The sequence below is a fragment of the Psychrobacillus sp. FSL K6-4615 genome (assembly GCF_038008225.1).
In the GTDB taxonomy this organism is placed as follows: domain Bacteria; phylum Bacillota; class Bacilli; order Bacillales_A; family Planococcaceae; genus Psychrobacillus; species Psychrobacillus psychrotolerans.
The window spans coordinates 1,221,569-1,242,067 of the sequence record NZ_JBBOYQ010000001.1; the positions used below are offsets into that span (position 1 = coordinate 1,221,569).

Sequence of the window (20,499 nt, forward strand, 5' to 3'; positions counted from 1 at the left end):
AGGTTTCGGATGCCAACAGGTCAAATAAGAAAAGCATTAAGTGGATTTTATTATGTTTACGATAATGGAAAGGTTATCCAGTGTCGCGGGCGAGGTATATTTAGAAACAGAGGAGAATCACCTTTAGTCGGTGACTTTGTTGACTATACGGTGGAAGGGAATAATGATGGGACCATTACAGTTATCCATGAGAGAAAAAACAATTTAGTCCGTCCACCTATTGCAAATATCGATCAGGCGATATTGGTTTTTTCCATTAAGGAACCAGACTTTAATACAATCTTACTCGATCGATTCCTAGTAGTATTAGAATCTTTTCATATCGAACCGATTATTTGTTTGACGAAAAGTGATCTAATGGATGAAAAATTAGAAACTCAAATTAGGGAATATATGAAGGATTACGAAAAAATAGGGTATCAATTATTTATGACATATAAAGACGATTCAGCGTTTGATCAGAAAATTACTCCTCTATTGGAAGGAAAGACAACTGTTTTGGCAGGTCAATCTGGTGTGGGTAAATCTACTTTGTTGAATACTATTTTACCTTCCTTAGATTTAAAAACTGGTGTTATTTCTAATGCATTAGGGAGAGGTAAACATACGACTAGACACGTGGAACTTATCGAGGTTTGCGGAGGTCTGCTCGCTGATACACCAGGTTTCAGCTCATTTGAGTTTGACTTGATGGAAAAAGAAGAACTTTATCGGTGTTTCCCGGAGTTTGTAGTTAAGCAAAATGATTGTAAGTTTAGAGAGTGCATGCATGTTAAGGAACCGAAATGTGCAGTAAAAGAAGCTGTAGATTCTGGTGAGATTAAAGCATATCGTTACAAACATTACTTGCAATTCTTAGAAGAAATTATGGATAGAAAGCCGAGGTACTAAATTATGGTGAAAATAGCTCCATCAATATTAGCAGCAAACTTTTCTAAACTTGGAGAAGAAGTATTAGAAGTAGAAAAAGCCGGTGCAGAACTAATTCATATCGATGTAATGGATGGTCATTTTGTTCCCAATATTACAATGGGACCAATTGTTGTGGAGGCACTTCGCCCACTTACAAAATTACCTTTAGATGTTCATTTAATGATTGAAAACGCAGATCAGTATATTGAGTCATTCGCCAAAGCGGGAGCAGATTATATTACAGTTCACGTAGAAGCGTGTCCTCATTTGCATAGAACTATCCAATTAATCCGTTCATTCGGTGTTAAACCGGGCGTTGTACTGAACCCACATACCCCAATAGAAACAATCCAGCACGTACTGGAAGATATAGATATAGTTCTTTTCATGACTGTTAACCCAGGATTTGGTGGGCAGAAGTTTATTCACTCGGTTGTCCCTAAAGTGAAGCAGTTATCTGATATTATCAAACAACGAAATCTATCGATTGAGATTGAAATTGATGGTGGTATAAATGAAGAAACGATTAAACCTTGTGTCGAAGCTGGAGCTACTATATTAGTAGCAGGATCTGCCATTTATAATGCTCCAGATAAAGCAAAAGCTTTGCAAGCGATCAAAGCGGCCGGTTTAAGTGTAGTACCAAAATGAAACGTGTAGTTGTTTGTTCAGGTGGGCCAACTAAGGAAGTTGTTGATTTTAAACAACTTCCTTTTCATCGAGACGAAGCTATTTTTATAGGTGCTGACCGGGGTGCATTGTGGTTGTTGAAAGAGGGCATATTACCAAATGAAGCAATCGGTGATTTTGATTCCCTAACAACAGAAGAGCTAAATTTGATGAAGACTAAAGTACAAAAAGTTACGGAACTACAATCTGAAAAGGATGAAACGGATACTCATATTGCGATCCTCACTGCTTTAGACTATAAACCCAATGAAGTAATCGTAACAGGAATAACTGGCGGACGGTTAGATCACTATGAGGCAGCTTTACATGATATTTGTCGTTTGCAATTAAAAAATCCATCGATAATATTTTCCATCCAAAACAAACAAAATATTATACAGTTTTTACCTGCAGGAACACATCAGATAAATTATGATGATCATTATAAATATGTGTCTTTTTTCTCTTTTGGAGAACAGGTAGAAAATATGACTTTACATGGATTTTTGTACAATGTTAATAAGGAATTTATGGATGTAGGGAATGCAAAATTTACAAGTAATGAACTTAAAGACCAAACAGGTACTATCTCTTTTACCGCGGGCATATGTTTAATGATAAGAAGTAGCGACTAAAAGGGAGGAATTGTGTGAAGGTCTACACATTTAGATTGCCTAAATCCGTAAGTAGTTTTGTGAAGGTTTGTATACGGCTATTTAAAAAAGAAGAAAAGAAGAAATGAAAAAATGCCAGGTCGACGAAAGTCGGTCTGGCATTAATTATGAGTGCGATTAAACGCGCTCAATTTTTCCTGATTTTAAAGCTCTCGCAGAAACCCATACACGTTTTGGTTTACCGTCTACAAGAATGCGTACTTTTTGAAGGTTAGCTCCCCATGTACGTTTAGTAGAGTTCATTGCGTGAGAACGAGCATTACCCGAACGAGCTTTACGCCCAGTGATTGCACATACTTTTGGCATTATATTTCCTCCTTTAAAAAAGAAGCTGAAAGATTTTTCAGTTCGATATTTCACATACTTTAATAATTTACCACAGACCTTAATGAAGTGCAAGACTTATCAAGAAAAAAACCTTTACAGTATAAAAATGTGTAAGCGCCTATGCAAGCCCCGAAAAGCGCTGGAGGGATTTCAAGAAAAGGCGTCCTTTGCCTTTACTGAAATCCTGAAGCGACTCGAGGGGCTAGGCGCTGGAACTAGCCAGTATAAAAAAGCGTAAGACGCCGTTAGGCAGCGAAAATCACTGGAAGACTTAGTTTAAGAAAAATAATAGTGCCGCTGTGATTTCCACTTCAGGCGGACGCTTTCCGTGGGCGTTGCCTCAGCCTCCTCGCTTCGCTGTGGGGTCTTCGCCTAACGCTGTTACCACTGGAATCGCCACCTTACGCTACAATCAATAAGTATGTAGTAATATATTATAAGATTTAACAAAGCTTATCGCTTAAAAGTTAAGGTTGGTAAAATTTTAGAAAGTGTTATTTGTAATCGCTTTTTGAAATAGAAATGTTATTACCTGATGATTTGAAGAATGCATACTTACTTTATACGAGTGGCAATAAAGGAAGTAGTAAGTAAGTGTTTGCCTTCTAGAGAAGTATTATAGCTCCCGAAATTATATCATCGAGAGCTTCCACTATGTATAGAAAGGTATCTTTTCTCTAATTATCTGAAAATGTACTAACCTTTTTCTAAGAGTTAATGTAGGGTGTAAGACAGACAAGTGCTATAAAATTACCTATACTAAGAAGTGATAAAAACAGGCTGTATAAAACTAGCACATTTTCCCAAACTGTTGAAAAAGTGGACGAAAGTAAACGTCTCTTTTATAATTTTAATGGGTGTAGTACAATAAAAGATAGTCAAAAAGACTTGGAGGTCTTATCATGTCAATTGAATTGAAAAATGAATTCGGACTAATTGATATATCACAAGATACAGTTGCTCAAATTGCTGGAGGAGCCGCTATTGAATGTTATGGAATAGTTGGTATGGCTTCAAAGCATCAAATTCGCGATGGATTAACAGATATATTGAGAAAAGAAAACTTCACTAAAGGTGTTTTAGTGAGACAAGAAAAAGAAGATTTACATATTGATATGTATATTATAGTTAGCTATGGTACGAAAATTTCAGAAATAGCCTACCAAGTACAGTCAAAAGTCAAATACACACTAAACAAATCTCTTGGTATGTCAGTGAAATCCGTTAATGTGTATGTTCAAGGAGTTCGCGTGGCAAACGTGTAAATAAGGAGAGAAAATAATGAAATCAATCAATGGTATCCAATTTGCAGACATGGTTCAGATGGGAGCACATCATCTTTTCCAAAATGCTGATTACGTAGATGCATTAAATGTATTTCCTGTACCAGATGGTGACACAGGGACTAATATGAATTTATCCATGACTTCAGGGGCAAAAGAAACAGCAGCCCATACTCATGAGCATATTGGAAAAACAGCTCAAGCGCTTTCTAAAGGGTTACTTATGGGTGCTCGTGGAAATTCAGGAGTAATTTTATCTCAATTATTCCGTGGCTTCGGTAAATCAATCGAGCAGTTAGATGTATTAAATGCAAAACAATTTGCTGATGCACTTAACTATGGTGTGGAAACTGCATATAAAGCGGTTATGAAGCCGGTTGAAGGTACTATCTTAACTGTTGCAAAGGATTCTGCTCGAAAAGCTGTAGAGGTTAGCGAAGATGTGGATGACATTCGTGAGCTAATGGAAGCGATAGTGGATGAAGCAAAAAAATCATTGGACAGAACACCTGATCTTCTACCCGTCCTAAAAGAAGTTGGAGTAGTTGATAGCGGTGGACAAGGACTAGTGTTTGTTTATGAAGGATTTTTAGCGAGTCTAAAAGGGGAAGCATTACCGAGTAAGACGGTAGGGTCTTCAATGGATGATCTTGTTAGCGCTGAACATCATATGAATGTTCAAGGATTTATGGATACTGCTGATATTGAATTCGGCTTTTGTACAGAATTTATGGTTCGTTTTGAAGAAGGAAAAAAATCATTTGATGAAACGGCTTTTCGTAATGATTTAAGTGAATATGGGGATTCTTTACTAGTTATTTCGGATGATGAAATTGCAAAAATTCATATTCATTCAGAAACACCAGGTGAGGTTTTAACATATGGACAACAATATGGTGACCTTATCAAGATTAAAATTGAAAATATGCGTCAGCAACATACAGAAATCGTGGGAGAAGGATATTCCACTGGAGCAGCAACGAAAAAAACAGAGGTTCATCCATATGCAATTGTTACTGTAGCGATGGGGACTGGCGTTTCTGAACTATTAAAAAGCTTAGGTGCATCAGCAGTTATCGAAGGTGGACAAACGATGAATCCATCTACTGAAGATATTGTCAAAGCTGTACAAGCGGTTGGAGCAGAGCGCGTATTGATCTTACCTAACAACAAAAATATCGTAATGGCTGCCGAGCAAGCTGCGGAAATACTAGGTATCGAAGCTGCTGTAGTTCCTACCAAAACAATCCCGCAAGGAATGGCTGCAATATTAGCCTTTAACCCGCAAGCAACTGTCGAGGAAAATAAAAACAATATGACCGAAGCATATGCACATGTCAAAACAGGACAAGTAACATTTGCTGTTCGAGATACATCTATTGATGGAGTCGAAATTAAAAAAGATGATTTCATGGCGCTTGCAGAAGGTAAGATTGTACTTTCTAAACCTTCCTTAAAAGAAGTAACTACTAGCTTGATCAAGTCATTAATGGATGAAGAGTCCGAAATAGTTACGGTCATTTATGGAGAAGATGTAAGTGCAGAGGATGCGAACGAATTCGCAGCTTTTATTGAAGCACATTATAAAGATATAGAAGTAGAAGTGTATAATGGGAAACAACCACTTTACCCATATATCTTATCTGTAGAATAATTTAGAAACCATGTAGAGCTAATCTTCTCTACATGGTTTTTTTATGTTTATAATTTAGAGCGAAAAATATTAAACAAGACCACATTGACTATTTAAGGTCTGGAACCCAGATTTTATAAAGGATATTAGATTGGCTCACCCTGTGCCATGAATGGTTTGGTTCGTATCCTAATACATATACTAGAAAATATATCCTCGTATCTAATTGCCGAAGTTTACTAGATAAAATATAATACTTTGTTTATTTTGAGGTTAGAGTGTAAAATGGGGGTACTAAAACATCATGTGGAGGTTTAATCAGTGAAATTTAAATCTGTTTTTGATATTATCGGGCCAGTTATGATAGGTCCGTCCTCCTCCCATACTGCTGGGGCAGCTCGTATAGGGCGAGTAGCTAGGGACTTATTTGGAAAACAGCCTACATGGGCTAAAATATATTTATACGGGTCTTTCGCAGAAACATATAAAGGTCACGGAACGGATAAAGCAATTGTTGGTGGTTTGCTAGATTATGATACTTTTGATGAACGTATTAAAACGGCGTTTGAGGACGCGAAGCAAGCTGGTTTAACATATGAATTTATACCAGAGACCGCACACACAGAGCATCCGAATACTACACGGATCGTCATTGGTGACGAAAGCCGTGAAATGTCTATGGTCGGAATTTCTATTGGCGGCGGAAAAACGGAAATTACAGAGTTGAATGGTTTTCCACTACGTCTTTCAGGTGAACTAGCGGCTATTTTAGTAGTTCACGAGGATCGTTCAGGGTGTATTGCAAGTGTGTCAAACTGTTTGGCAAAATATGATATTAATATTGGACATATGGAAGTTTCGAGACGGGAAAAAGGAAATATGGCATTGATGGTTATTGAAATCGATCAAAATGTGAATGAACAAATATTAAATGAAATTAGTGATTTGCCTAATATTACGCAAGTAACAAGAATCGCCGATTAAGGGGGAATACAAATGGAAGTTCTATTTCGTAACGTTCGTGAATTAGTAGAGCGAGCAACCCGGGAAAACAAACTGATCTCTGAAATAATGATAGAACAGGAAATAATGATTACAGATCGTTCTAGAGAAGATATAATGGCTCAAATGGATCGTAATTTGACGGTTATGGAAGAGGCTGTTGAAAAAGGCCTTCGTGGTGTTCAATCTACTTCGGGTCTCACTGGTGGAGATGCAGTTTTACTACAAAACTATCTTAAAAAAGGCAATGCTCTTACAGGAGGGCTTATGTTAGATGCTGTTAGTAAAGCAGTGGCAACTAACGAAGTTAATGCTGCTATGGGAACGATATGTGCAACGCCAACAGCAGGTTCGGCGGGAGTAGTTCCTGGTACTTTATTTGCAGTAAAAAACAAATTGAACCCTACTAGAGAACAGATGATACGGTACTTGTTCACATCTGGTGCTTTTGGATTTATAGTGGCGAATAATGCTTCTATTTCAGGAGCAGAGGGCGGTTGTCAGGCAGAAGTTGGTTCTGCTTCAGGAATGGCGGCAGCAGCAATCGTAGAAATGGCGGGAGGATCTCCTGCTCAATGTGCGGAAGCTTTTGCGATAACATTAAAAAACATGCTTGGCTTAGTTTGTGATCCAGTAGCTGGATTAGTAGAAGTACCTTGTGTGAAAAGAAATGCGATGGGTGCCGCTAATTCATTAGTGGCAGCAGATATGGCGCTAGCGGGTGTGACTAGTCGAATTCCTTGTGACGAAGTAATAGATGCAATGTATCGAATTGGTCAATCGATGCCCTCTACTTTAAAAGAAACGGGTCAAGGCGGTCTTGCAGCAACACCTACCGGTAGATGGTTAGAGGCTAAAATTTTTGGTGGAGCAGTAGTTGGAAGTGGAAACTAATAAGTATGATTTAGTCGCTTCTCTAAAGGGAGTGGGAAGTAGTACAGCAAACGCCTTGCAAGACCTAGGTATTGTTACTTTAGAGGATTTAGTTATGACATTCCCTTATAGACACGAGGATTTCCGACTAAAAAATTTGGCAGAGACTGCGCATAATGAACGAGTGACAGTAGAAGGAAGGGTCGAAAGTGAGCCTTCCCTTCTTTTTTTAGGGAAAAACAAATCCAGAATGCAAGTTCGAATACTTGCAGGACAACACTTAATAAAGGCTGTATTTTTCAACCAAGGCTATTTAAAAGATAAGATAATTCCAGGTTCTATCGTAACCGTATCGGGAAAATGGGATCGAGGTAGACAGGTCATTAATGTCTCTACTTTTTCAATTGGACCAAAAACGGATTTACAAGATTTTGAACCGGTATATTCTTTAAAAGGCTCGATCAATCAAAAAACATTTCGTAAGTTCATGAGGCAAGCGCTGGATCATTTAAAGGGATCTTTAGTAGATCCACTACCAGATTCTATTCGAGTGCCATACCGTTTACCAGGTATATCAGATGCTTTAGAAGGTATTCATTTCCCTCTAGATGCGGAACATTCCAAAGATGCAAGAAGGCGTTTTGTGTATGAGGAATTATTAGTTTTTCAATTAAAAATGCAGGCAATTAAAAAGGTTCGAAAAGAACAAAATGTAGGGAATGGGATTGCCTTTCATAATGATCTAGTTAAGAAGCTAATCGAAACTTTGCCATATGAACTAACAAATGCTCAAAAAAGAGTCGTTAATGAGATATGTCGAGACTTACGGGAACCTCATCGTATGAATCGCTTACTTCAGGGGGATGTTGGGTCTGGAAAAACAATAGTCGCCGCAATTAGTTTATATGCCGTAATTACAGCGGGATATCAAGGGGCATTAATGGCTCCTACGGAAATCTTAGCTGAGCAGCATGCTAGTTCACTTGACGAATGGTTAGCTCCTATAGGTGTCCGAATTGCTTTACTGACCGGTTCAACAAAAACTAAAGCTAGAAGAGCAGTCTTAGAAAATCTAGCAGCTGGGACTATAGATCTTTTAATAGGGACGCATGCATTAATTCAACCAGATGTTGTATTTAAAAAGCTTGGGCTTGTCATAACCGATGAGCAGCATAGATTTGGTGTGGAGCAGCGGAGAGTCCTAAAAGACAAAGGGGAAAATCCAGATGTTCTTTTTATGACCGCGACTCCTATTCCTCGTACTTTAGCTATTACGGCTTTTGGGGAAATGGATGTTTCCATTATCGATGAAATGCCTGCAGGTCGTAAGAAGATTGAAACACATTGGATGAAACCTGATCAGCTACATAAATTGATAGCTCGATTAAAAAGTGAACTGGCTACCGGAAGACAAGCTTATATAATTTGTCCTTTAATCGAGGAGTCTGAAAAGCTTGATGTCCAAAATGCGGTAGATGTGTATAACATGATGACAGAAGAACTGAAGGCCACCTCCACAGTTGGTTTAATGCACGGAAGACTCCATTCGGATGAGAAAGAACAAGTAATGAGAGATTTCTCAGAAGGGGCTATCCAGGTATTAGTTTCCACTACAGTTGTAGAGGTTGGTGTAAATGTTCCGAATGCAACATTTATGATAATTTTCGATGCAGAGCGTTTTGGTCTAGCTCAGTTACATCAACTACGAGGTCGAGTTGGTCGAGGTGAACATCAATCATTTTGTGTATTGTTAGCTGATCCAAAGTCCGAAGAAGGAAAAGAGCGAATGGTTTCCATGACCGAGACTAATGATGGCTTTATACTAGCAGAAAAAGATTTAGAACTTCGAGGGCCTGGTGACTTTTTTGGGAAAAAACAAAGTGGACTTCCAGAATTTAAAGTAGCAGATCTTGTGCATGATTATCGTGCTTTAAATACTGCTAAAGTGGATGCTGAGAGGTTATTAGACTCTAAAGAATTTTGGGATTCGAGTGAAATGGCGGGACTCCGCGAGATGCTGATAAATTCAAAAGCTATGGATGGAGAACGAATTGATTAAAGAGAATGTAAGAAGGATTTTGAATCTATTCTTGCATTCTTTTTTTAATATTTATATACTGATATTAGTACCAAGTGCTAAAATGGTGGTGAGGATATGAAATACTCCAAAAAGGATAGGCAGAAATTACTTTTAGAAACATTAGATAAAAACCCGTTTGTGACGGATGAAAATTTAGCTTCTACTTTTCATGTAAGTGTTCAAACTATCCGACTGGATAGAATGGAATTATCTATTCCGGAATTGCGAGAACGTATTAAGTCAGTTGCTGCTCATAATTTTGGAGAAGACGTCAAGTCTCTTCCAATTGACGAAGTAATTGGAGAGATTATTGATATAGATTTGGATAAACAAGCGATTTCCTTATTAGATATTACACATGATCATGTTTTTGCTAGAAATGGTATAGCAAGAGGACACCATTTATTTGCTCAGGCCAATTCATTAGCGGTTGCGGTTATAAATGATGATTTAGCGCTTACTCGAAAGTCTAATCTTACATTTGTCAAACCTGTAAAAGTAGGAGATCGTGTAATTGCTAAAGCAGTAGTGACATCCAGTGATGTCGAAAAGAATAGTACGTTAATAGAGGTTACTAGCAAGGTAGAAAATGAGACGGTTTTCGTTGGTCAATTTAGCATGTATCGAGTAACGATGTCATAAAAAAGGTGATTAATAATGAAAATTTCAATAGATGCAATGGGTGGGGACAATGCTCCTCATGAAATAGTAAAAGGCGTTTACGAGGCGTTAGAAGCGTTCCAAGATATAGAAATTCAGTTATATGGTGATGAGGAAAAGCTTGCCTCGTTAATAACTAAACATCAACGTTTAACAGTTATACATACAGATGAAGTAATTGAAGGGATAGATGAGCCTGTTCGTGCAATTAGAAGAAAGAAAAACTCCTCCTTGGTTAAAATGGCTGAATCTGTGAAAAGTGGAGATTCTGATGCTTGCGTGTCAGCGGGGAATACTGGCGCTTTAATGGCGGCTGGATTATTTATAGTTGGTCGTATCGATCAAGTAGATCGTCCTGCTTTAGCACCGACATTACCTACGCTTGATGGAAAAGGGTTTGTTATGTTGGATTTAGGTGCCAATGCCGATGCAAAACCTGAGCATTTAGAGCAGTTTGCGGTTATGGGTAGTATATATGCTGAGAAAGTTCGCGGTATTTCCAATCCTCGTGTGGGGCTGCTGAATATTGGGACAGAAGATATTAAAGGAAACGAGTTAACTAAAGCTGCCTTTAAACTTTTAAAAGACTCACCTATTAATTTCGTGGGTAATGTTGAATCTAGAGATTTACTTAATGGAGTAGCGGACGTGGTTGTGACGGATGGTTTTACTGGGAACATGGTACTTAAAACGATTGAAGGTACAGCTTCGGGCATATTTACTTTATTGAAGGAAGCTTTTAATACATCTGCTAAAACAAAAATATCTTATTTATTGGCAAAAAATGAACTTAAAGTGTTAAAAAACACATTAGATTACTCCGAATATGGAGGAGCAGGATTATTCGGTCTGAAAGCTCCAGTTATTAAAGCACATGGTTCCTCGAACGGTCGAGCTATCTATCATGCCATCAGACAGGCTCGTACAATGGTGGAACATAATGTTGCGGACATAATTTCAACTACATTACGAAAGGAATCACCCAATGACTAAAATTGCTTTTATCTTCCCTGGCCAAGGCTCACAAACAGTGGGCATGGGTCAACAATTAGTAGAGAATAATACAGATTGTCACCATTTTTATGAACAAGCAAATGAAGTGTTAGGATTTTCTTTGAGTGAGCTCATGTTGAATGGACCTGCAGAGGAACTTACCAAAACCTATAATGCACAGCCGGCATTACTCACTACAAGTTCCATGATTGCACACAAACTAAAATTAGCTGGAATCATGCCTAATTTTACCGCTGGTCATAGTTTGGGTGAATATTCTGCCCTAGTTGCGTCAGATGTTCTAAGCTTTGCAGAAGCGGTTTTATTAGTTCATCAACGAGGTTTATATATGAATGAAGCAGTACCTGCCGGAAAAGGTGCGATGACTGCGATTCTCGGATTAGGCAAAGGTGAATTAGCAGCTATTACTCATGATGTCACATCAAACGGTGAGGTTGTGCAAATAGCTAATTTAAATTGTCCAGGTCAGATTGTTATTTCGGGAACTGCTGCAGGAGTATTAGAAGCATCAAGTAAAGCAAAAGAAGCTGGTGCTAAAAGAGCGATTCCTCTAGTAGTAAGTGGACCATTCCACTCCGAACTAATGAGACCTGCAGCGCAGCAATTAGATGCTGCAATTTCAGCAATTGAACTAAAGCAAGCTTCTATACCTGTCATTTCAAATGTAACTGCTGAACCAGTTACAGATGCTAGCCATATTAAAAATTTACTAGTTGAACAATTGTATTCACCTGTTCGCTGGGAAGAATCGATCCAACAGATGATAGAGCAAGGAACGACTATTTTTATAGAATGTGGTCCTGGTAAAGTCTTAAGTGGTTTAGTGAAAAAGATCGATCGATCTGTAACTACTTATTGTGTGCATGATGAAGAGACATTACAGCAAGTTATTACTGAGCTAGGAGTTGAGCAACATGGGTAAATTAGATGGGAAATGTGCAATTGTAACTGGTGCTTCTCGCGGGATAGGAAAAGATATTGCTTTATACCTTGCGAATGAGGGAGCTAAGGTTGCTGTTAACTATAGTGGGAGTAAAGAGAGAGCAGAAGCTGTGGTAGAAGAAATTAAAGCTTCAGGTGGAGAGGCTTTTGCTATTCAAGCGAATGTAGACAAAGCAGATGATGTTCAAAATCTAATAAGCTCCACTTTAGAGAAATTTGGTTCGATTGATATTTTAGTAAACAATGCTGGTATCACTCGTGATAATCTACTTATGCGTATGAAGGAACAAGAGTGGGATGATGTGCTTAATACGAATTTAAAAGGTGTCTTTCTTTGTACAAAAGCTGTGACTAGACAAATGATGAAACAACGAGCAGGGAGAATTATTAATATTACGTCGATTGTTGGAGTTTCTGGGAATGCAGGGCAGGCCAATTATGTCGCTGCTAAGGCTGGGGTTATTGGTCTAACCAAGTCATCTGCTAAAGAATTGGCCAGTCGTAATATAACAGTGAACTCGGTTGCACCTGGATTTATAACAACAGATATGACAGATGCTTTACCGGAGGATATTAAGTCTCAAATGTTAAGCCAGATTCCACTAGCTAAATTTGGAAATCCGGTAGACATCGCTAAGGCGGTTGCATTTTTAGCCTCGGAAGACGCAAATTATATCACTGGTCAAACAATTCATGTAAATGGCGGCATGTATATGTAAGGCTCCAGTCTATATGGGCAGTTTTATGTATAAGTTGTAGTAGCACTTTCATTACAAAGCAGTTTTTTGTATAATCATTGAGGGGAGGTGACTAATGTGTCAACTGTTTTAGAACGCGTAACTAAAGTAATCATCGATCGTCTAGGAGTAGATGAGAACGAAGTAAAATTAGAAGCATCTTTTCGTGAAGATTTAGGTGCAGACTCTCTAGATGTGGTAGAATTAGTAATGGAATTAGAAGATGAATTCGATATGGAAATTTCAGATGAAGATGCTGAACAAATTTCAACTGTAGGTAGTGCAGTTAAATATATTGAAAGCAAACAAGGTTAAATATTATGCAGTAGGAAGTCTACTACATAAAATTTAATAGTAGCAGAGGCGTTCTACTTATTCCATGTGAATAAGAGAACGTCTCTATTTCTTTTTGCACATTAGGCTAGAAACGGGTAAACTTAGATGAACATATGATAAGTGGAAAGGCAGATAATTCATGAAAGTAAATCGCAAAAAAAATAATATTCGCAGAGTAATTTTTTCAGAAACTGTAAAAGAACAATTTGAGCAGTTTCAGGAGCATTTCCAAATAAGATTTGAAAATCCAACATTATTGTATCAAGCCTTTACCCATTCATCTTATGTGAATGAGCATCGCCGTAAATTTTTTGCCGATAACGAACGTCTAGAGTTCCTTGGAGACGCAGTATTAGAATTGTCCGTTTCTCAATATTTATTTCAAAAATATACTGGCATGAGTGAAGGCGAGTTAACTAAACTCCGAGCGGCCATCGTTTGTGAGCCATCTCTTGTATTGTTTGCAAATGAGTTGAACTTCGGCAAATATGTATTGTTAGGAAAAGGGGAAGAGCTAACAGGCGGTCGTGAAAGACCTGCACTTTTAGCAGACGTTTTTGAAGCATATATCGGTGCATTATATTTAGATCAGGGATTAGAAACAGTTATAGAGTTTTTAGAAAAAATTGTTTTCCCCAAAATCGAACTCGGTGCTTTTTCGCATGTGATGGATTATAAAAGTCAATTACAAGAAATTATTCAACAACAAAATATTGGTACGTTAAGCTATGAAATAGTAGAGGAAAAAGGACCGGCTCATAATCGTACTTTTGTTTCTCGGGTTATTTTAAACACTAAAGAACTGGGTATCGGCGATGGTCGTTCTAAAAAAGAGGCAGAACAACAAGCTGCAAGACTTGCTATACTCGCATTAAGGGATTCAGAACAGGGGGAATAGTCATTGTTCCTTAAAAGATTAGAAATTGTTGGATTTAAATCTTTTGCAGACCGTATTGGAATAGATTTTGTTCCAGGAGTTACTGCAGTAGTAGGGCCAAATGGTAGTGGAAAAAGTAATGTTACAGATGCAATAAGATGGGTTTTAGGAGAGCAGTCTGCGAAGTCTCTTCGAGGTGCAAAAATGGAGGATGTCATTTTTGCAGGAAGTGATTCTAGAAAAGCATTGAACTTTGCAGAAGTGAACTTGATATTAGATAATGCAGACCAACGGGTAGCTCTTGATTTTTCGGAAATTAGTGTGACTAGAAGAGTGTTCCGTTCTGGTGACAGTGAATACTTGTTAAATAAACAAACGTGCAGATTGAAGGATATTACTGACTTATTTATGGATTCTGGGCTTGGAAAAGAAGCGTTTTCTATTATTTCTCAAGGCCGGGTCGACGAAATACTAAATAGTCGACCTGAAGATCGCCGTACTATTTTTGAAGAAACTGCAGGTGTTTTAAAGTACAAGCAACGTAAAAAGAAAGCTGAATTCAAGCTAATTGAAACAGACGATAACTTAAATCGTGTTCTCGATATTTTGCATGAATTGGATAGTCGAATGGAGCCTTTGCAGATTCAATCCTCTCTGGCGTCCGATTATTTAATGATGTCCGCAGAACTTAAGGATATTGAAATTGCAGTTATCGCTCATGATTTAAGGAATTTTGTTCAAGAAAATATGGAATTAAAAACAAAGTTAAGCGAACTTCAGCACATCAAACAGTCTCTACTTTTACAAATTGACGAGCTGGAAAAAAATATTCAGCAAGACAGAAAAGTAATGACCGCTATTGATGAAAAGTTGGATGCAGAGCAAAGTGAACTAGTAGAATCCAGTTCTGAATTAGAACGCTTGGAAGGCAGAAAGCTGCTTTTGGCGGAGAAACAACAAAATGCTAGTCAACAAATATCGCAGCTTAAAAAGGCGCTAGCAGAAGAACGTTATAAAGTTCAAACGCTAGAAGAGCAAATGAAAACGAATAACAAAGAAAAATCTAATAAACAAGCTCAACTTAAAGTACTTCGTGCTAAAAAGGTTCAAATCGATCATGTGTTGAGTAAATCTGCTTCTGAAATGGAAGAAGAAATTGAAGATTTGAAAAGTACATATATCGATTTGCTAAATGAAGAAGCAACTATGAAAAACGAGATGAAACATATGGAGCAACAACTTCACTTGGAACTCGTTACTTCAGAAAAAATGGTTGCAGACTACCAAGAAATTAAAAACGAATTAGAAAAGCTAACAATCCGCAAAAACGAGTTAGACCCGTTATTGTCAAAATGTCAAAAGGATCTACAAGCAAGGCTTACGGATTATAAAACAAAAAGAGAAGTTTCAGAACGTCTAGAAGGTTCCTTTGAAGAGCAACAAACAATGCTTCAAAAAGCCTATCAGATGAAACACCAAATGCAAGCAAGAAGAGACTCATTGGAAGAGTTAGAATCTGAGTTTTCCGGGTTTTTCCAAGGAGTTAAAGAAGTTCTTATTGCGCGAGATAAGAAGGAACTAAAAGGTATTCACGGAGCAGTTGCTGAACTAATTCAAATACCAGAATCATATATGACGGCAATTGATACTGCTATTGGTCCGCAATCTCAGCATATAATTACGGATAGTAGCCAGGATGCTAGAATTGCAATAGATTGGTTAAAGAAGAAAAGGGTAGGCCGAGCAACATTCCTACCACTACAGGTTATGAAATCTCGTAAAATAAACGAGTTCACACTCAATTCTATTCAAGACCATCCATCTTTTGTAAATACAGCGGATAAACTTGTTAATTATTCTGAAGGCTATCAAATTATTGTAGAAAATCTTCTTGGTAATATTATAATTGCCAAAGATTTAAAAGGGGCCAATGAAATGGCTGCTCGACTGCAATATAAATTCCGTTTCGTTACATTAGATGGAGATGTAGTAAATGCCGGAGGATCTTTAACAGGGGGGTCTGTTAAACAGCAGTCTTCTTTATTTACTCGTAAAGCAGAGCTTGAACAACTTAATATCAAGCTAGTAGAACTAGAAAAATCTGTTTTAGAAGCAGAAGTTTCTGTTTCTAAAAGAAAACAAGAAGTACAAGACTTGAAAATAGATTTAGAAGACACTCGAATTTCTGGTGAGCAACTAAGAGAATTAGAGCATAAACTTCTTTCAGAATCTAGAGAATGTGCTGCTATAATTTCTAGATTGACAAGTCAGTTATTGGAATATGACGAGGAAAAAACAGAAAAGAATCATCACCATGAAGGCTTAGTTCAGAAAAAAGCGCAAACTGCTGCCAGAAGTAAAGAAATTAACGAGTCATTGATTTCTATTCAGAAAACAATTGATGAACTACAGTCGTTGAAGCAACAATCTTTGCAAGAGAAAGATAAATTCCAAAATGAGTTAGGCGAATTACTTTCTCTTATCGCTGTTGTCAATGAACAACTATCTCAACTTGAGAAAGAAAAAGTTCTTTTGGAACAGTCTAGTACGGTGAGTGTACAAAAAGTGACAACTTTACAAAAGGAAATCGCATGGTATGAAAATGATGACCAAGGGGAGACATCTCCGGAAGAACTAATCGAACTAATCGAACAACATAAAAAGAAAAAAGAATATTTAATCGTTCAAATACAATCAGGTAAAACTAAGCGTTCAGAACTTGCACAATTAATATTGCAAGCAGAACTGTCATTAAAACAATTGCAACAACAAGCTAATATACATCTTATGGATGAACGAACGTTAGACATAAAACAAAGTAAAATTGAAGTAGAAATGAAGTCGTTACAAAATCATTTAGAAGAAACTTATGACATGACATTAGAAGATGCAGAGCAGGATTATCCATTTGAAATGGACGAGGATTTGGCGCGTAAAAAGGTTAAATTATTAAAGCGTTCTATTGAAGAATTGGGTCCGATAAATCTTAGTTCCATTCAGGAGTTTGAACAAGTAAACGAACGTCATTCATTCCTAACTGAACAAAGAGAAGATTTGTTATCTGCTCAAGAGACATTACATGAGGTTATTAAAGAAATGGATGAAGAGATGACCATTCGTTTTGAAACAACCTTCAATGAAATTCAACGTCATTTTAAAGTAGTGTTCCGAGAACTATTTGGTGGTGGTCAGGCAGATTTGTTATTAACAGAGCCAACGTCGTTACTTGATACGGGGATAGAGATACTGGCTCAGCCTCCAGGGAAAAAACTACAAAGCCTTTCTTTATTATCTGGTGGAGAACGAGCACTTACTGCCATTGCGTTACTATTCTCGATTTTACGAACACGCCCAGTTCCATTTTGTATTTTGGATGAAGTGGAAGCAGCACTTGACGAGGCTAATGTCACACGTTATAGCGATTATTTAAAGAAATTCAGCAACGATACACAGTTTATCGTGATTACACATCGTAAGGGTACAATGGAAGGCGCGGATGTCCTATATGGTATTACCATGCAGGAATCTGGTATTTCTAAATTAGTTTCTGTTAAATTAGAAGAGGAATTAGTAACTTAAAAGGAGTTTATATATGAGCTTTTTTAAAAAATTCAAAGAAAAAATGTTAGGTTCTACTCCAGAAGCAGAAGAAACAGTTTCTATTACAAATAAGTTTAAAGAAGGTCTTTCCAAAACAAGAAACCAATTTACGTCAAAGGTAAATGATCTAGTAGCCAAATATCGTAAAGTGGACGAAGACTTTTTTGAAGAACTAGAGGAAATATTACTGCAAGCGGATGTAGGTTTCGAAACAGTTACAGAATTAATGGATTCATTACGCTTTGAAGTACAACGTAAAAACATTAAAAATACTTCTGGCATTCAATCGGTTATTTCTGAGAAGTTAGTAGAAATTTATAATGCTGGTGAGGAAGACGTAACGGAGCTTCAACTTGAAGAAAATGATTTATCGGTTATTTTGTTTGTAGGAGTGAACGGCGTTGGTAAAACAACGACGATAGGAAAACTTGCCCATCGTTTAAAAGGGGAAGGGAAAAACGTTATGCTAGCAGCGGGGGATACGTTCCGTGCTGGGGCTATCGAACAGCTACAAGTATGGGGAGATAGAGTAGGAGTCGAAGTTATTAAGCAGTCAGAAGGCTCCGATCCTGCAGCAGTTATGTATGACGCTGTAAGAGCTGCTAAATCTCGCGGTGTAGATGTGCTAATCTGTGATACTGCAGGTAGGTTACAAAACAAAGTAAACTTAATGAATGAGTTGGAAAAAATTCATCGTGTAATTTCTCGTGAAATACCAAATGCTCCTCATGAAGTGCTACTTGCTCTTGATGCTACTACAGGACAAAATGCACTAGTTCAAGCACAAACGTTTAAAGAAGTAACAAATGTAACGGGTATTGTCTTAACTAAGCTAGATGGTACCGCAAAAGGTGGTATCGTACTCGCTATACGCAATAAACTGCATATTCCCGTAAAGTTTGTTGGTCTAGGAGAACAGATGGATGATTTACAACCATTTGACGCAGAAAAGTATGTATATGGTCTTTTCGCTGATGGATTAGACTTGGAAGAAGCAGAAGAAATAGAGTCAGACAAGTAATTTTACTTGACAGATGTCTTTTCTCTTACTAAACTAGAGTATGATAAGTGATTAGCGAATGGGAGAAGTAATAACCCCATGCTGTAATTGATATGGTAAGGAGAGATGGGAATGATTGAAAAAACAACTCGCATGAATTTTCTCTTCGATTTTTACCAGGCTTTATTAACAGATAAACAAAGAAGCTATATGCAACTTTATTATTTAGATGATTTGTCTCTTGGGGAAATAGCAGAAGAATATACTATTTCAAGGCAGGCTGTATATGACAATATACGTCGAACTGAAGCTATGTTAGAAGAGTATGAGGAAAAACTAAGTCTGTTTTCCAAATTTCAACGTAGACAAGAAACGGTGGAACAACTGCTTTCTCTTGTAGAAGATCAATCATCTGAAAAAGAACTGATTCAACTCATTAATCAATTAAAAGAATGGGATTAGGAGGCGAACGTGCATGGCGTTTGAAGGATTAGCAGAGCGACTCCAAGGTACACTTCAGAAGATTAAAGGTAAAGGTAAAATCTCTGAAGCTGATGTAAAAGAAATGATGAGAGAAGTTCGTTATGCACTTCTTGAGGCAGACGTTAACTTAAAAGTAGTAAAAGAATTCGTTAAAAATGTATCGGACCGTGCCGTTGGTCAAGACGTGATGAAAAGTTTAACGCCTGGTCAACAGGTTGTTAAAATCGTTAAAGATGAATTGACCGAACTGATGGGTGGAGAGCAAAGTCAAATTTCTTTCTCTACGAGACCACCTACGGTTATTATGATGGTCGGTTTGCAAGGGGCGGGGAAAACAACTACTACTGGTAAATTAGCCAATGTCCTGCGTAAAAAGTACAACAAAAAGCCCTTATTGGTTGCTGCGGATATTTATAGACCAGCGGCCGTTCAACAGCTGCAAACTATCGGAAAACAGCTTTCTTTACCTGTGTTTGCATTGGGGACCGATATTTCCCCTGTTGAAATTGTTAAGCAGGCTATAGAACAAGCTAAGGAAGAACATCACGATGTAGTTATTATAGATACTGCTGGACGTCTTCATATTGATGAGACACTTATGCAAGAGTTAAAAGATATACGCGCAATTAAAGAACCTGATGAGGTATTTTTAGTTGTAGATGCAATGACTGGTCAGGATGCAGTCAACGTAGCAAATAATTTTAACGAAGCTATAGGTATTACCGGTGTCGTTTTAACGAAATTAGATGGAGATACACGTGGTGGTGCTGCGTTATCTATTCGCTCCGTTACTCAAAAACCGATTAAATTTGTCGGGATGGGTGAAAAAATGGATGCATTAGAGCCTTTCCATCCGGAACGAATGGCTTCTAGAATTTTAGGTATGGGCGATATGATGTCACTTATCGAAAAAGCTCAGGCAAATGTCGATGAAGAACGTGCGAAGGAATTAGAAGAGAAATTCCGTACGCAAAGTTTTACATTCGATGATTTCTTAGAGCAAATTGGTCAAGTGAAACAAATGGGACCTTTAGATGAAATTCTAAAAATGTTACCAGGTGCAGGTAAAATCAAAGGGTTGGAAAATGCGAAGGTAGATGAAAAACAGATGGATCGTGTAGAAGCCATCATTTATTCGATGACTACGCAGGAAAAAACAACTCCCGAGATACTTAATGGACCAAGAAAAAAGAGAATTGCTAAAGGGTCTGGTACATCTATTCAAGATATAAACAGATTACTGAAACAATTTGAAGATATGAAAAAAATGATGAAACAAATGACCAATATGCAACAAAAAGGCAAGAAAAAGATGAAAATGCCTGGTCTAGACTCATTATTTAAATAAAAAATATAGGGTGTTAAGAAAAAACACTTTACAAACAAATAAAAGCTTG

20 protein-coding genes are annotated in these 20,499 nt (G+C 37.6%); 19 read left to right on the top strand and 1 reads right to left on the bottom strand.

Features of this window, described 5'->3' with window-relative positions; translation table 11 throughout:
• Positions 1–9: 9 nt before the first annotated feature.
• The 4 genes from rsgA to spoVM are packed head-to-tail and all read left to right on the top strand — an operon-like array spanning position 10 to position 2,323.
• Positions 10–891 (top strand): ribosome small subunit-dependent GTPase A, encoded by an 882-nt coding sequence (rsgA, locus tag MKX53_RS05725; RefSeq protein ID WP_340909783.1) that lies wholly within the window; start codon positions 10–12, stop codon positions 889–891.
• A gap of 3 nt (positions 892–894) precedes the next feature.
• Positions 895–1,563 carry a ribulose-phosphate 3-epimerase gene (gene rpe / locus MKX53_RS05730; RefSeq protein WP_340909785.1) on the top strand — a complete coding sequence of 223 codons (669 nt, stop codon included), beginning with the start codon at positions 895–897 and terminating at the stop codon, positions 1,561–1,563.
• Positions 1,560–2,216 (top strand): thiamine diphosphokinase, encoded by a 657-nt coding sequence (locus MKX53_RS05735; RefSeq protein WP_340909788.1) that lies wholly within the window; start codon positions 1,560–1,562, stop codon positions 2,214–2,216. The genes rpe and MKX53_RS05735 overlap by 4 nt, the downstream gene beginning before the upstream one ends.
• A gap of 14 nt (positions 2,217–2,230) precedes the next feature.
• Complete coding sequence (gene spoVM / locus MKX53_RS05740) at positions 2,231–2,323, top strand: stage V sporulation protein SpoVM (protein WP_093535226.1); 93 nt, start codon at positions 2,231–2,233, stop codon at positions 2,321–2,323.
• 49 nt (positions 2,324–2,372) lie between these two features.
• Here spoVM and rpmB read toward each other — a convergent pair whose 3' ends face one another.
• The gene (gene rpmB / locus MKX53_RS05745; protein WP_090562690.1) at positions 2,373–2,561 is read right to left on the bottom strand and encodes a 50S ribosomal protein L28; all 189 of its coding nucleotides are present in this window, start codon (positions 2,559–2,561) and stop codon (positions 2,373–2,375) included.
• Positions 2,562–3,484: 923 nt separating this feature from the next.
• On the opposite strand from rpmB, the gene MKX53_RS05750 reads away from it, so the two are divergent.
• From MKX53_RS05750 to ffh, 15 genes are all read left to right on the top strand, one after another.
• The gene (locus MKX53_RS05750) at positions 3,485–3,847 is read left to right on the top strand and encodes an Asp23/Gls24 family envelope stress response protein (protein WP_093535224.1); all 363 of its coding nucleotides are present in this window, start codon (positions 3,485–3,487) and stop codon (positions 3,845–3,847) included.
• A gap of 16 nt (positions 3,848–3,863) precedes the next feature.
• A complete protein-coding gene (locus MKX53_RS05755) occupies positions 3,864–5,519 on the top strand; it encodes a DAK2 domain-containing protein (protein ID WP_340909792.1) in 1,656 nt (551 codons plus the stop codon).
• Positions 5,520–5,819: 300 nt separating this feature from the next.
• On the top strand, positions 5,820–6,482 hold the full coding sequence (sdaAB, locus tag MKX53_RS05760; protein WP_340761901.1) for an L-serine ammonia-lyase, iron-sulfur-dependent subunit beta: 663 nt from the start codon (positions 5,820–5,822) through the stop codon (positions 6,480–6,482).
• A 12-nt stretch (positions 6,483–6,494) separates the two neighbouring features.
• The gene (gene sdaAA, locus MKX53_RS05765; RefSeq protein WP_340909793.1) at positions 6,495–7,394 is read left to right on the top strand and encodes an L-serine ammonia-lyase, iron-sulfur-dependent, subunit alpha; all 900 of its coding nucleotides are present in this window, start codon (positions 6,495–6,497) and stop codon (positions 7,392–7,394) included.
• Entirely contained in the window at positions 7,384–9,432 is a 2,049-nt protein-coding gene (recG, locus tag MKX53_RS05770; protein WP_340913247.1) for an ATP-dependent DNA helicase RecG, read from the top strand. Before sdaAA ends, recG begins: the two co-directional genes overlap by 11 nt.
• Before the next feature lie 96 nt (positions 9,433–9,528).
• Positions 9,529–10,095, top strand: a complete 567-nt coding sequence (fapR, locus tag MKX53_RS05775) for a transcription factor FapR (protein ID WP_340909795.1) — start codon at positions 9,529–9,531, stop codon at positions 10,093–10,095.
• 15 nt (positions 10,096–10,110) lie between these two features.
• Entirely contained in the window at positions 10,111–11,106 is a 996-nt protein-coding gene (plsX, locus tag MKX53_RS05780; RefSeq protein WP_340909798.1) for a phosphate acyltransferase PlsX, read from the top strand.
• Positions 11,099–12,049 (top strand): ACP S-malonyltransferase, encoded by a 951-nt coding sequence (fabD, locus tag MKX53_RS05785; RefSeq protein ID WP_340909800.1) that lies wholly within the window; start codon positions 11,099–11,101, stop codon positions 12,047–12,049. Before plsX ends, fabD begins: the two co-directional genes overlap by 8 nt.
• Positions 12,042–12,788: a 3-oxoacyl-[acyl-carrier-protein] reductase gene (gene fabG, locus MKX53_RS05790; protein WP_340909802.1), complete on the top strand. Its 747-nt coding sequence runs from the start codon at positions 12,042–12,044 to the stop codon at positions 12,786–12,788. The genes fabD and fabG overlap by 8 nt, the downstream gene beginning before the upstream one ends.
• A 96-nt stretch (positions 12,789–12,884) precedes the next feature.
• Positions 12,885–13,121 carry an acyl carrier protein gene (gene acpP / locus MKX53_RS05795; protein WP_093535208.1) on the top strand — a complete coding sequence of 79 codons (237 nt, stop codon included), beginning with the start codon at positions 12,885–12,887 and terminating at the stop codon, positions 13,119–13,121.
• 160 nt (positions 13,122–13,281) lie between these two features.
• Positions 13,282–14,040: a ribonuclease III gene (gene rnc, locus MKX53_RS05800; protein WP_093535206.1), complete on the top strand. Its 759-nt coding sequence runs from the start codon at positions 13,282–13,284 to the stop codon at positions 14,038–14,040.
• Positions 14,041–14,043: 3 nt separating this feature from the next.
• A complete protein-coding gene (gene smc / locus MKX53_RS05805; protein WP_340909803.1) occupies positions 14,044–17,598 on the top strand; it encodes a chromosome segregation protein SMC in 3,555 nt (1,184 codons plus the stop codon).
• Positions 17,599–17,611: 13 nt separating this feature from the next.
• Entirely contained in the window at positions 17,612–18,640 is a 1,029-nt protein-coding gene (gene ftsY / locus MKX53_RS05810; protein WP_340909805.1) for a signal recognition particle-docking protein FtsY, read from the top strand.
• Between the two features lie 111 nt (positions 18,641–18,751).
• Positions 18,752–19,081, top strand: coding sequence for a putative DNA-binding protein (locus MKX53_RS05815; RefSeq protein ID WP_093535200.1), 330 nt, complete (start codon positions 18,752–18,754; stop codon positions 19,079–19,081).
• Between the two features lie 13 nt (positions 19,082–19,094).
• Positions 19,095–20,450, top strand: a complete 1,356-nt coding sequence (gene ffh, locus MKX53_RS05820) for a signal recognition particle protein (RefSeq protein WP_093535198.1) — start codon at positions 19,095–19,097, stop codon at positions 20,448–20,450.
• Positions 20,451–20,499 lie beyond the last annotated feature (49 nt).

Coding starts and splice junctions, on each gene's coding strand:
- plsX (WP_340909798.1), top strand. CDS start 10,111: ATGAAAATTTCAATAGATGCAATGGGTGGGGACAATGCTCCTCATGAA.
- rnc (WP_093535206.1), top strand. CDS start 13,282: ATGAAAGTAAATCGCAAAAAAAATAATATTCGCAGAGTAATTTTTTCA.
- rpe (WP_340909785.1), top strand. CDS start 895: ATGGTGAAAATAGCTCCATCAATATTAGCAGCAAACTTTTCTAAACTT.
- rpmB (WP_090562690.1), bottom strand. CDS start 2,561: ATGCCAAAAGTATGTGCAATCACTGGGCGTAAAGCTCGTTCGGGTAAT.
- fapR (WP_340909795.1), top strand. CDS start 9,529: ATGAAATACTCCAAAAAGGATAGGCAGAAATTACTTTTAGAAACATTA.
- fabG (WP_340909802.1), top strand. CDS start 12,042: ATGGGTAAATTAGATGGGAAATGTGCAATTGTAACTGGTGCTTCTCGC.
- ftsY (WP_340909805.1), top strand. CDS start 17,612: ATGAGCTTTTTTAAAAAATTCAAAGAAAAAATGTTAGGTTCTACTCCA.
- MKX53_RS05735 (WP_340909788.1), top strand. CDS start 1,560: ATGAAACGTGTAGTTGTTTGTTCAGGTGGGCCAACTAAGGAAGTTGTT.
- rsgA (WP_340909783.1), top strand. CDS start 10: ATGCCAACAGGTCAAATAAGAAAAGCATTAAGTGGATTTTATTATGTT.
- sdaAA (WP_340909793.1), top strand. CDS start 6,495: ATGGAAGTTCTATTTCGTAACGTTCGTGAATTAGTAGAGCGAGCAACC.
- fabD (WP_340909800.1), top strand. CDS start 11,099: ATGACTAAAATTGCTTTTATCTTCCCTGGCCAAGGCTCACAAACAGTG.
- MKX53_RS05750 (WP_093535224.1), top strand. CDS start 3,485: ATGTCAATTGAATTGAAAAATGAATTCGGACTAATTGATATATCACAA.
- MKX53_RS05815 (WP_093535200.1), top strand. CDS start 18,752: ATGATTGAAAAAACAACTCGCATGAATTTTCTCTTCGATTTTTACCAG.
- ffh (WP_093535198.1), top strand. CDS start 19,095: ATGGCGTTTGAAGGATTAGCAGAGCGACTCCAAGGTACACTTCAGAAG.
- MKX53_RS05755 (WP_340909792.1), top strand. CDS start 3,864: ATGAAATCAATCAATGGTATCCAATTTGCAGACATGGTTCAGATGGGA.